Origin of the sequence: Imperialibacter roseus, assembly GCF_032999765.1 — a bacterium.
GTDB classification, from domain to species: Bacteria; Bacteroidota; Bacteroidia; order Cytophagales; family Cyclobacteriaceae; genus Imperialibacter; species Imperialibacter roseus.
Map to the genome: position 1 here is coordinate 4,079,064 of NZ_CP136051.1, position 12,544 is coordinate 4,091,607.

11 protein-coding genes are annotated in these 12,544 nt (G+C 48.4%); 9 read left to right on the forward strand and 2 right to left on the reverse strand.

Features of this window, described 5'->3' with window-relative positions; genetic code table 11:
- Positions 1-74 precede the first annotated feature (74 nt).
- Complete coding sequence (locus RT717_RS17110; RefSeq protein ID WP_317487604.1) at positions 75-1,418, reverse strand: sensor histidine kinase; 1,344 nt, start codon at positions 1,416-1,418, stop codon at positions 75-77.
- A 423-nt stretch (positions 1,419-1,841) separates the two neighbouring features.
- Between RT717_RS17110 and RT717_RS17115 the strand changes: the two genes are divergently transcribed.
- From RT717_RS17115 to RT717_RS17150, 8 genes are all read left to right on the forward strand, one after another.
- Positions 1,842-3,443: a DUF1593 domain-containing protein gene (locus tag RT717_RS17115; RefSeq protein WP_317487605.1), complete on the forward strand. Its 1,602-nt coding sequence runs from the start codon at positions 1,842-1,844 to the stop codon at positions 3,441-3,443.
- A gap of 438 nt (positions 3,444-3,881) precedes the next feature.
- Positions 3,882-4,667: a methyl-accepting chemotaxis protein gene (locus tag RT717_RS17120; RefSeq protein WP_317487606.1), complete on the forward strand. Its 786-nt coding sequence runs from the start codon at positions 3,882-3,884 to the stop codon at positions 4,665-4,667.
- Positions 4,667-6,100, forward strand: coding sequence for a TrkH family potassium uptake protein (locus tag RT717_RS17125; protein ID WP_317487607.1), 1,434 nt, complete (start codon positions 4,667-4,669; stop codon positions 6,098-6,100). The genes RT717_RS17120 and RT717_RS17125 overlap by 1 nt, the downstream gene beginning before the upstream one ends.
- Positions 6,101-7,618: 1,518 nt before the next feature.
- Positions 7,619-7,984, forward strand: coding sequence for a hypothetical protein (locus RT717_RS17130; protein ID WP_317487608.1), 366 nt, complete (start codon positions 7,619-7,621; stop codon positions 7,982-7,984).
- Positions 7,985-8,482: 498 nt separating this feature from the next.
- A complete protein-coding gene (locus RT717_RS17135) occupies positions 8,483-8,902 on the forward strand; it encodes a hypothetical protein (protein ID WP_317487609.1) in 420 nt (139 codons plus the stop codon).
- Between the two features lie 169 nt (positions 8,903-9,071).
- Positions 9,072-9,608, forward strand: coding sequence for a hypothetical protein (locus RT717_RS17140; RefSeq protein ID WP_317487610.1), 537 nt, complete (start codon positions 9,072-9,074; stop codon positions 9,606-9,608).
- A gap of 126 nt (positions 9,609-9,734) precedes the next feature.
- Positions 9,735-10,163, forward strand: a complete 429-nt coding sequence (locus tag RT717_RS17145; protein WP_317487611.1) for an EthD family reductase — start codon at positions 9,735-9,737, stop codon at positions 10,161-10,163.
- Between the two features lie 239 nt (positions 10,164-10,402).
- Positions 10,403-10,945, forward strand: coding sequence for a hypothetical protein (locus RT717_RS17150; protein WP_317487612.1), 543 nt, complete (start codon positions 10,403-10,405; stop codon positions 10,943-10,945).
- A gap of 133 nt (positions 10,946-11,078) precedes the next feature.
- On the opposite strand, the gene RT717_RS17155 is transcribed toward RT717_RS17150, so the two are convergent.
- Entirely contained in the window at positions 11,079-11,468 is a 390-nt protein-coding gene (locus RT717_RS17155) for a MotA/TolQ/ExbB proton channel family protein (RefSeq protein WP_317487613.1), read from the reverse strand.
- A 149-nt stretch (positions 11,469-11,617) separates the two neighbouring features.
- Here RT717_RS17155 and RT717_RS17160 point away from each other — a divergent pair, with 149 nt between their 5' ends.
- Complete coding sequence (locus RT717_RS17160; protein ID WP_317487614.1) at positions 11,618-12,388, forward strand: LytR/AlgR family response regulator transcription factor; 771 nt, start codon at positions 11,618-11,620, stop codon at positions 12,386-12,388.
- Positions 12,389-12,544: the final 156 nt, after the last annotated feature.

Consider the following 12,544-nt stretch of genomic DNA (forward strand, 5'->3'; position numbering starts at 1 on the left):
GGCAAATAAACCGCCGCAATTTTGAAATATTCTCTTTTTTCCAAATCAAACGTGTTGGCACAACCGCTAAAACGTTAGCCCCGGTCTGGTCTCCCGGTGAGTGGAAGCTCAACAGCAAAGGTAGCCCCTATGGCAGCACCCCCTTCATGCCATATTTTTCCTCCCAGCAACTCCACATAGCGTTTTACTAGTGACAATCCCAGGCCAGCCGAGCTTTCTTCGCCGGTAGGCCGACTGCTTAGTTTCGAAAACTTCTTGAACAGCCTGTCCTCCTCCTCGGGCCGTACGCCCGGGCCTTCATCCGCTACCTTCACCATCAGCGACGAGTTGGTATTCGCCACCGTTATGCTGACTTTGGTACCTCCCTTCGAAAATTTGATGGCATTGGAAAGCAGGTTCTCGAAAATCTGAAGGACATACACCCTCTCTCCCACCACCGACGTAGACCTGGCTGCGTTGTTTAGCTTAATAGCGATGTCCTTCCGCCGGGCTGTTTCATTGATGGATTCGATGAGTTCCTGCAATACCTCGGCCACATCAACCGGATCCATGTCAATTGACTCTCTTTGATCAGCTTTGTCCATCTCGAGTACCCGCTCAATCAGGTGAAGTGCATTATTGGCAGTGCGCTTCACCATCCCCAGAAACTCATCTTCCTGACCCACATAGCGCTTACTCTCCATCATATCTGCCAGGCCATCGATGTTGCTCAAGGGGTTCCTCAAATCATGGGCGAGAATTCGGATGATGTAATCTTTCTCCTCGATAAGTTTCTCCAGCGCTTCCGATTGGCTGGCAATGGTCGTCTTTTGCTCTTCAAGCTTTGCATTTTTGCTTTCAAGCTCCCGAAGTGCCCCCGTTTGCACAACCTCAAAAACGAACCCAACAAAAAGGATAATCAAGAGCAGTCCTGTGAGAATCGTCGTAAACCACCACGTTTTCATTTCCACATTATACTCTACCGGCAATGCAATACCCCTCATATCCAAAACGCCAAAATAAACCATGCACGCCAGCGCAATCCCACCCCAAACTGCCCCTGAAAATTTATTTACGACCAATAACGCCAGCAGCGGAATGCTGACGATCCATGGGTAAATAGCCGACCAGATGCCCCCCGAAAAATAAGTAAGCACCAGCACTGCCGTAGCGCCCAGGGTCACATACAGATTGCCCAGCAAGGCGATAGGAAGCCTGGTTTTAGCAAGCAGGGGCAGCAACAAAAAACCGACTACGTTCATCACCATGAAATAAACGCCCTTTTGGTACTCAAAAAGCACACTCAGCCAAACATAAGAAGTGGAGAACAAGCTGGTGAGCAAACAACCACGGACAAACAGGCGTCCTTTCCGTAGCTGATCGGGCTGCTCAAAGTATACCGGATGTAGAAAGAAATCAACAAGGTGGGATAATTGCATAGCTAAGTCGGTTGGGATGCAAAATTAAGCGCAAACACAATATAGTACAATTTTAATGGCCTACTAATATTCGTTGGCTATTTGATTGCTTAAATATGATTATTTCACTATTTTAGATAACTTTTCTAGCGCCGGTCGCTATTGAAAAGACAACACCGGCATGAAACTAACCCCTTGGTTCGTGAGACACGAATCTATACTCATCATCACCTTGAGTGGTTCGTGAGACACGAATCACTGCGAAGACAATAGTTTAAAGGTTCATTATTAATCCATCCAAGCTAAGTCCTGTTGACGCTGAGCGCCATTGAAGGAAATGCGGGCATGAGATAACAAATATCCAAACCAAAAAAAATGTCAGTATCTTAGACAAAAGGTCGGCTACAGTAAGCAGCCAACACCAACAAACACTCTTTAACCACTATGCATTTAACAACGCCACACCGAAGAAGCCATTGCCTGTGTTTTCTCACTCTTCTGACCCTGATCACGCTGCACACAGCAACCCTTGTTGCACAAACACCCAGTGACCAAAGGCCCCGTATCATCATCACCGCCGACCCCGAGCTCGACGACAACAACTCTCTCATCCGCCTGCTACTCTACAGCAGTGACTTAAAAATAGAGGGCCTTATTTATGCCAGCAGCCAGTTTCACTGGAAGGGAGACGGCAAAGGCACCAAGTGGTTTGTGCCAGGCCGTGAATACGACCGTTTCGGTCTCGACCTCTGCCCCTGCGAGTCGTGGCGATGGGCGGAGGGCGAGCGCTTTATCCACGACATTGTGGAAGCCTACGAAAAATCGTACCCTAACCTCAAAGCCCACAACAAGCAGTATCCCTCTCCTGACGAGCTGAAGTCAAAGATTCGGTACGGTAACATTGAATTCGACGGCGATATCTCCAAAGACACTCCCGGCTCAGATCTCATCAGGTCGCTGATCATGGACAATGAGCCTGGCCAGCTGTACATTACGGCCTGGGGCGGACAGAGCACCATTGCCCGTGCGCTGAAGTCCATCAAAGACCAATATGAGTTCACCACAGAATGGGATGCTATCAAGCAAAAAATCTCCAGAAAAGTAGTGTTGCTGCCCTCCGGCGATCAGGACGCCACCTACGCTACTTACATCAAACCCAACTGGCCGGAGATTGAGTACCGGCAGTTCAGGGGCGGGCCCAACTATGGCTATGGAGCCCAGATCAGGGCATCGGAGGAAAATGCTCCCTACCTCACCCCTGCCTGGATGAAAGAAAATGTATCAGACCGGGGACCGTTCGGCGAGCTCTACCGGGTGTGGGGCGACGGCAAGCAGATGGTGAAGGGCGACGTTGTCGACTATTTCGGGCTGGCAGGCCACACCACCGAAGAGCTGAAAAAAATGGGCTATGTGGTGTGGATGCCTGTGCAGGCCAGGGGTTCGTGGCTGGGAGAGGGCGACAATCATACCTTTATGAACATGCTGGGCAACGGACTGCGGGCCTACGAACAAGGCACCTGGGGCGGCTGGGGTGGCCGGGTAGAAGCCGGAACGGCCGCTGCCGATATTTTCAACATGCCCACCGACGCAAGTGCTGATGCCATGGCCGACCGAATGGGGAGCACAAACAACGAACGCAAAGCCGAAGAACTAGCCTACCCCAATTTCTTTCCGCAAGCGCAGCGGGACTTTGCAGCCCGCATGAAATGGGCAGTGACCCCCAGGTATGCCGACGCCAATCATGAGCCAACGGTAACCATACAGGGGCCGCTCACAGTAGTGGCCGCTCCCGGGCAAAAAGTGCGCCTCCGTGGCATTGCCTCCGACCCTGATGGAAATAAGGTGACCGTGAGGTGGTCGCAGCTGCCAGTGGGCACCTACAGGGGCAAAGTAGATATCAGCCTGGCAGATACTTCGAAGGCCGAAGTGCTGGTGCCGGAAGATGTGCGGCCGGGGCAGACCATCCACATCATTTTCGAAGCAACCGACAATGGCAAGCCCGCCCTCACCCGCTACCAGCGGGTCGTTATTATGATTGGAGGGTAGGGAGATGATGCTCCTATTGTGCCGGATACCGCTCTCCACAGCCCTAACATCAACTACCACGAGAAAAATTATCGTCGCCATCAATATGACCCCTCGACGGGAACTGTGACCACACCTACACAGTTGCAGACGATGAAATACACGAGCATTACAATGACCTGATGCGCCAGGTAACAATAACCCTCAAAGCCGGGCCCATACTGCTTTACTATGAGGCGGTGAGGAAGTGAAATTCGTCGGCCCATGTTATAAACACAACCCCAAGTCACCCGGGCGCAGCTGTCTGTCCGTGCCCGGTTGCCCGCAGTTTCAAGGAGCAAGGGCACAAACCTGCCAGCTAAATAAGAGAAAAAAGTGAGGTCTTTAGTGCGAAGGATGACTAACTTCGCATGCATTCACATAGTTGCTCGTCAGATTCTATCACTTTAATGGGACACAATGATCAGTAAACTCAGGCACAAGATTTTTATTGGCATACTGCTGCTGGCCGTGCTGCTGGCCGCATCTGGCACGATCGTTCTACATCAATTTCTGCTTTTAAACCGATCGGTAACGGCCCTTATCGAAGACAACTATAAAACCATCCAGGCCTGCCAGAACATGCTTGAAGCCCTTGAGCGTGAAGACAGCGGCATTCTTTTGCTCTCGCTTGGCAACTGGGAAAAAGGCCGCTACATTATCGATGCTGCCGACAGCGTGTTCATGGCTTCAATGGCCGTGGCAGTCGGCAATGTCACCGAGCTTCATGAGGACGAGCGGGTGGCAGCTGTGAAAGCCGCCTACAACGAATACAAAACCAAGTGGCAAAAGCCTATCGTTGACACCGATAAGGAGGGGAATCTAAATTGGTACGTCACAGATATCAACCCCGATTTTTTGCAGGCCAAGGAAGCTGTGTATGCATTGATGAAGCTCAATCAGAACAGCATGTACGACGAGGCTTCGGTGCTAAAAGAACGGTCGTACAGGGCTATCATGCCCGGCATTGTTGCCATCGTGGCCGTGATCGTATTCGCTTTTCTCTTCAACTATTTTTTGAGGCAGTCCTTAATGGCTCCCTTATATGAGCTGATAGCCGCCACCGAAAAGTACGGGGCCAATATGTCTTCATTCTCGTTTTCTACCAAAAAGACCGACGACGAATTCAGAGAGCTGGAGCAGGGCATTCAGAAGATGATCAGCAAAGTGCACAAATTTTACGATCAAAAAGCCAAAGTCAACTAATGAGAGGGGAGTCAGTACTTCGCTACCTGGGCTTTATCCTGCTGTTTCAGGGGTTTTTCCTGCTGCTGTCGTTTATTATTTCAGCCGTGCAGCTGGAAACCTCTACGGTTCCGCTGCTATTCAGCCTGATTTCGGCCGTGGTGTTTGGCGCCATGTTCGTTCTCTTTACCCACCCGACCGAAGAAGTAAATTTCTCTGAAGGTTTACTCACGGTGGTGCTGGGCTGGGTGGTTACGTGCCTGGTGGGGGCCCTTCCCTATTTGTTGTGGGGGGTAGAGTTTGACCTGGTAAACGCCTGGTTTGAGAGCGTTTCAGGTTTCACCACCACGGGATCCACTATTCTCAACGATGTTGAGCGCCTGCCCTCCGGATTGCTTTTCTTCAGGTCGTCCACACACTGGATGGGTGGGGTTGGTATCATCATGTTCGTGCTGCTGATACTGCCGCAGTCAAGCTCCAAGCTTGTGCTGCTCAACACGGAGCTTTCTTCCCTGTCTCAAACAAACTTCAAACAAAGCAAGCGCCAGGTGCTGCTCGTGCTGGGCTATGTGTATCTGGGGCTTACCGTGTTGCAAACATGCCTTTTGTGGGTGGCCGGTATGAGTCTTTTTGATGCTGTTAATCACGCCTTTGCCACTATTGCCACGGGAGGCTTCTCTACCAAAAATCTCAGCATCGCCCACTTCAACAGCCTGCCCATAGAAGTGATAACCGAAGTTTTCATGGTATTATCGGCGATTCATTTTGGGCTACTTTTCACCACGATTATGTGGCACAAGCGCAATATTTTTACCTCCGAGATAACCCGAGCCTTTCTGCTGGTGGTGGCAATCGGCATCACCATCGTGGCGCTTAAGCTATATGCCGACGGCCTCTACTCTTTGGGCACGTCCTTCCGCCACGCCGCCTTTCAGGTGATCTCCCTGGGCACTACTACAGGGTTTGCCACAGTTGATACCGCTCACTGGCCCCCGCTGGCAATGATGGTGCTGATGTATTTCACTATTCAGTGCGGCATGGTGGGATCCACATCGGGAGGACTTAAGTTCGACAGGGTTTATATATTTTTTAAGGCGCTGAAGACACAGATATTGCAGATTCTTCATCCCAGACTGGTAAGAGTGGCTAAGGTTGACGGTCAAAGGATACCGGTGGAGATTATTGAGCACACACAGGTTTTTATTGTGATGTATATCCTCATTTTCTTTGTAACAACCGTGGTCCTGAGTGCCTACAACATCGATTTGCTCACTGCCTTCTCCGCCTCCATCGCCACCATTGGCAACGTGGGGCCCGGATTTGAAGGAGTGAGCTCCCTGGGCAACTTTTCGGGCCTCCCCGACGGCGCAAAAGTGTTGCTATCGATAAACATGCTCTTCGGTCGGCTGGAGATATTCAATATTCTTGCGTTGATCTACTATACCAGGTATTAGCCGCCCAAACGTCCTCTTTTGATAGATTTTGCAAATGAGGATCAGCGAGAAGTTTAAAGAAAAGTCGAAAGGTCCAAGACGCTTGAACCAGTTGGGGGCAAAACCCAGATAACACGCCGTCATCGAAACGAAGGGATAGTGAAGTGAGCCGATGTGGAACCCGGTGCCGGAACGCCCTTCCGACCTGGCCAAGAGGTTTATCCGGCTTGCTACTAGGTTTTGGGGATCCCGTTCCACGTCGGCTCGCACCTCCGTCGCAATCGGGATGACGTCGTTGTGGTTGGGTTGGCTGAAACTCCACCTATCCGTCACCAAAACCCTCATGCCGCAAGCGTCCGCTTGTGGCGTGGCTCTTTTCGGCGCCTCGCCGGGGGATGAGCGTAAGAGTTGGAGCGGGACGCTCAGATAGGACAAGTCCAAGCGGAAGCTTGAACCAGAAAGGGGAGGCCTCAAGTCATCGTCAGTAAAGATTACAAAAGTTTGGAATAGCCTGTGAGGTTGGTTGCCCATTCGGCCGCCGGTTGTGGCGGCAACATGGGAGCGGGTGGCGAAACTTTTGTAATCTACTACAGACTAAAACCACCGAAACAGACGCTTTGGGATGAAAGTTTTATCACCTAACTTCCGTAAAAAAACGCTACCTCCTTGGTTCATTGGTTCGTGTATACCCCCCTTGCTTCGTTTCTCACGAACCACTATCAGCAATTATCAGGAGTGGCCCGTGAGACACGAGCCACTGCGGCAGGAGATGGCACGAGTTAAACAGTTGTAAATATTACCCTATGAGAGAGTTGATGTTGATCCCCAAGCCCTGGGTCGTGTCTCACGGACCAGCGCCTTCCGTCAACTTGAGTGGTTCGTGAGACAGGTACCACTGCGAAGGACACCCTCCCTTCCGCAAGGGTCTTCTCCGGCCGGGCAGACTTGTGGGTTCTTTTAGTTCGGCGTCTCGCCGCTACCGAAAACGTCATTCACCTGGTGCAAAAGGTTTGCCGGGTTAAATGTAGCAAGTCCAGTATCTAGCCGCAGATGGAAATCAACCTTGCCGAAGACCGGCTTGCATCTAACGCAAGATGGAGTTGAATCTAGCGCTAGAACGGGAGCAATCTAGCGCTAGATGTGGATGGATCTAGCGCTAGATGCGGAAAGGTCTTGCGCTAGATTGACCTGCCCCCTGCGCAAGCAGTATTTGGCAGCAGGGCAAGAGTTAATTGACACCAGCGTAACCTGCAGGGTTGGCCTGCCGCAACATGCAGCCAGCGGTTGCGCTATACCCACCTGCTTCCGGCGCAGAAACTTCTAACTTTCATTCGTGAAACCGGGCGGATTCACGTGTGAAACCAGCAAGTTTCACGCACATCGGTCAAAACTTTGGGCGGCAAAGGTGGCTTCTTCCACGGCAACAGCTTCCTTCCTGTAGCGCTACAATTGGGCTCGCTCTTGCGCCAAAGCAGCCAAACGCCAGCACTGGATTGAAAAAGGTCTTGCGGTAGACCCAATTGGCCTATGCACATACCCTTGTCTCTCTTTTTCAGGACGGGTCAACTTGAAGACTATGCCAATAATCCTGACCCTCAACCTGAATTACGAATTCTTGATTTCGTGAAAATGTACCTGGAAGTGTTAAATATTTCCAAGCGAAGTTTGGCTCAATACTTTGAAATGCAGGATGGAAATCTCCATAAGTACTTGTCCTGGGACCGAAAATTAAACGCAGAAATTGCGATGAAATTAAGCTCTTTTTCGCACACACAACCCGAACAATGGTTTGCCATCCAAATAAAAAATGAGTTATCCGCATTGAGAAGAGATAAAAAGGCCACTGAAAAGTTTAAAACTGAAAAGTTTAAAAAATACGGTTACGAAAACTTGGTTGACATCTAATACCTCAATAATTCGTGTCCCACGAACTAATACCCCTCATGCCGCAAGCGTCCGCTTGTGGCGTGGCTCTTTTCGGCGCCTCGCCGGGGGATGAGCGTAAGAATTGGAGCGGGACGCTCAGATAGGACAAGTCCAAGCGGAAGCTTGAACCAGAAAGGGGAGGCCTCAAGTCATCGTCAGTAAAGATTACAAAAGTTTGGAATAGCCTGTGAGGTTGGTTGCCCATTCGGCCGCCGGTTGTGGCGGCAACATCGGAGCGGGTGGCGAAACTTTTGTAATCTACTACAGACTAAAACCACCGAAACAGACGCTTTGGGATGAAAGTTTTATCACCTAACTTCCGTAAAAAAACGCTACCTCCTTGGTTCATTGGTTCGTGTATACCCCCCTTGCTTCGTTTCTCACGAACCACTATCAGCAATTATCAGGAGTGGCCCGTGAGACACGAGCCACTGCGGCAGGAGATAGCATGAGTTAAACAATTGTAAATATTACCCTATGAGAGAGTTGATGCTGATCCTCCATTTTTTTGGGCTTACTATGGGTTTGGGGACAAGTTTTGCCCATGCTTTTTTAAGCATTGCCACTGCAAAGATGTCGGCAGATGAAGCAACAAAATTTCGCATGCATTCGATGGTACTGAGTAGAATGGGGCATATCGGATTAGGGCTGCTCATTATTTCAGGTTTGTATTTAATCACCCCCTATTGGGCCATATTACCTTCATCTCCATTATTGATTCTCAAATTGGTTCTTGTAGTTATCCTTCTAGTGTTGCTTACACTGATAAGTTCGTTAACTAAGAAAGCCAGCAAAGGTGACGCAGCACTTCACTTACAAAAAATGGAAAAGTTCGGTAAAATGACTTTGCTCTTCGGCTTGGCTATCGTCATTCTGGCCGTATATATTTTCCACTAAACACTCCCCTCGGTCGGTGTCTCACGGAACAATACTAATACCGGCCTCATAAGAGCGTCCTTACCACTTTCTTCAACTATTCGCCAACTTTGGCAGGCAATGTTCGTGGAATAATAACCCTCCTAAATACATAAATGAGCTCCTTGAAGCGTTCTATTAAAAAAACATCATGAAAAATACACTCCCCCTCTTCCTTTTAGTGTTGGTTTTTTCTCTTGCCTGTGAAAAAGAGGATATCGAAATCCCTACGTGCGAAAACTGCAGTTTCACCTGCCTGGAAGCCAGCGAGGCTGAGGTGATCACAAATGACTGTATGGATAATTGGGACTGCGCTTTTACCGTCAGTGCTGATTCCAAAGTGGCAACAGGCGAAATGGAGGGGCGGGCAAGCGGACGTAAAAATGTGTTTCAAATGATTAACAGTACGCTGGGAACGGCCATTATTGATGATGAACTAACAGACGTTTTGGTCTTTGAACTGGACAAATCTCAAAACAGCTTCTCGGTAGAAGGCAGTGAGATGAAAGGGATGAAAGTACATTTCAGGAGACTTTGCTACTGTGGAGAGACAGAGTTCAAAGCGGTCACGTCAGGATGTATGCAGGGCGAAAAGCAGTCCGACGGCAGCTGGTTGGTACAGGGCCACCTGACGGTTCCCTATTCATCCAAAGACCGTGAAGTGAAATTTGATGCTCAGTTTTTTTGATTCTACCCCCTTGGTTCGTATCTCTCGAACCAACATCAGCCATTGCCAGTAGCGGCCCCGTGAGACACGAGCCACTGCGGTAGATATGATATTTTCACTTAAATTCCCTTTCTAAAAAACTTAACTATGAAACTTAAACTCATCCTCTCGGTATTCCTTCTGTTCGCATCTGTGGCCGCCCTTTGTCAGCAAAAACAACCAGGCAAACCCAAAAAGGAAAAGCAGACTATCATAGAAAAAGGGCTGATCAAGGTGTCTGTGATGTATCCCTTTGAAGAAGGCAAAACCTTTGATATGGACTACTACGAAACCAAACACATGCCCATGGTGGCAGGCTACCTGGGGTCGAATCTGGTAAAGTATACCATTGAAAAAGGCACGGCCAGCGGCATTCCCAACACGCCCCTGCCATTTATGGCCATCGGCACATTCTACATAAAAGACCTGAAAGCGTACCAGGATGCCATAGCTCCCAACAGAGATGCCATAAGGGCCGACTTCCCCAATTACACCAACGCCGCTCCCGTGATCCTGGTGAGCGAGGTGGTGAGGTGAGTCGATCATTCATGATACCATCCTCGTTGAGTAGCCCCTCCCCCCATGGCTCACCAACATCAGCCATTGCCAGGAGTGGCCCGTGAGACACGAGCCACTGCGGTAGCTGCCAATATCTATCCTCAACCCCAACACTTTCTCCTGTTATTTAGCTACCTTAGCGGGTAAATATTGGTTACTCATATAGCCAATTAAAGCCGCTAGCTAGCCTCTTAGAGTATACAATTCAAAAACAGAATATGAAAAATACAATCTTCACCTTCTTTTTGACTTTAGTTTTTATTCAGGCCTGTGAAAAAGATGATGTGCAAATTCCAACCTGCAAAGACTGCAGCTTCACTTGTCTGGAAGCCGGCGAGGCAGACGTTATCACAAATGACTGTATCGACGATTGGAATTGCGCTTTTACCGTCAATTCTGACTCCAAAGTGGCAATCGATGAATGGGAAGGGCTGGCAAACGGAAGTAAAAATGTGTTCCGAATGCTTAACCGCAACCCAGGAAGCGCACTTATTGATGATGAATTAACAGACGTGCTGGTCTTTGAACTGGATGAGTTTCAAACTAGTTTCTCCGTGGAAGGCCGAGAAATGAAAGGGATGAATGTACACTTCAGGAGGCTTTCTCAGTCGTGTTGTGATGCATCAGCATTTAAAGCGGTCATTTCCGGTTGCATGCAAGGTGAAAAACAATCGGACGGCACGTGGTTGGTACAGGGCAATTTGACTATCCCCTACTCTACCGAAGATCGTAACGTGAAGTTTCATGCTCAGTTTTTGTGAATCAATTATGGCCTAAGCTCCACCTGAAACAGACAGACCCCCTTGTTTCTTGTCTCACGAGCCAACATCAGCCATTGCCAGGAGTGGCCCGTGAGACACGCACTGCGGTAGCTGCCCAAAGCAATCCATATTTTCAGACCGCCGTGGTCTTGAACTTCTTCTCAATAACCATACTTGCCACAAACCATAATATCATGGAGAATAGAAAAATAAATACGCCATAAGTAGCCGATATCATGGATACACCTACGCCATCAAATATGTATTCTATTTTGATATCAGGATGTTGCTTGATTACCGAAAACGCCCCCATTAAACCAAACATCTGACCAAGAAAGCCTGTTGCCAGGGCAAAAAAGCCCATTGATTTGCCATAGCTAATTTTTCGCAAGATTTCCTCCTTATTAGGTTGTTTCGAATTGTAACCGGTAACCAATTGATAAATAATCCATGCAGTGATTATAACCAACTCTATGGTTAGAATACTCATGAAATTGCCTCCCGTATAAAAGAACTTTATCATAGTAATATTTTTTTGGTGAATACTGCTGCCAAGGTATAGCAGTCAACGAAGTCCATCAAGGTCGTATCCGGCCGTTAACAGGTCGTATGTCTACACTGACTTTTAATTTTGATATCCTTTTCGAAATTAGCCTGGGAAACAAAATTTGAATGAATAAAAAAGCCGAAAACCCAAGCTACCACATCGCCTACTGGATCTTCGTACTACTTGTCTTAACACTGGTATTTGGATTTTCATGGGGTCATAGAACTGCGGCATTTTTCTTTGTCAGCATGCTGCTCCCAATTGTTTTAGGCACTTCCTATTTTTTCAACTACGTGCTTGTGCCAAGATATTTCCTCACCAAAAAGTACTGGAAATTTGCGCTTTACACCTTCTGCCTGGCTATCACTTCAGTGTACCTCGAAATGATGGTTTTGCTGTTTTCGTATATATACATGGTAAAGTTCAGCTATGATAGCCTGAACCCCAACGCTACCCAAATCCTTCTTTTGGCGGCAGTGCTGTACTTGCTTGTACTTATTGGATCATTTCTATTAATGATGAATCAGATAACAGAAAACCAGCAGATGATTCGGCAACTTTTGGACGAAAAGGAAAAGACGAAAAAGTCCTTTCTTGAAATTATGTCCAATAGGAAATTGACGAAAATACCGTTCGAAGACATCGTTTATATCGAAAGCATATCGGACTATGTCAAAGTGATTACCATTAATGAAGAAGTTGTCAGCAAGGAGAAAATAAGCCGACTGGCCGAAGTATTGCCCAATGTCTTTCTAAGAATTCACCGTTCATTTATTATCAACACAAACAGGATAAAAGAGGTGTCATTTGACGAGCTGTTGGTTGATGACATCAGGCTAAACATTGGCAGAAGCTACAGGAAAGTTGTTAAGGAAGCCCTGAAGAGTCATGCGTAAAATCAGGCGACCGTCTCAGCTATCCACGGTTGAGTAATAGCAGAACAGGCTGCACACCATTGAGGCCGTGCGAGTTGGGAGATTACATCGCTCAATATGTGAAGCGATCGGTTGGGGCAATGAACGCCTGCCGTCCTCTGCATGTGGCTATTCCGC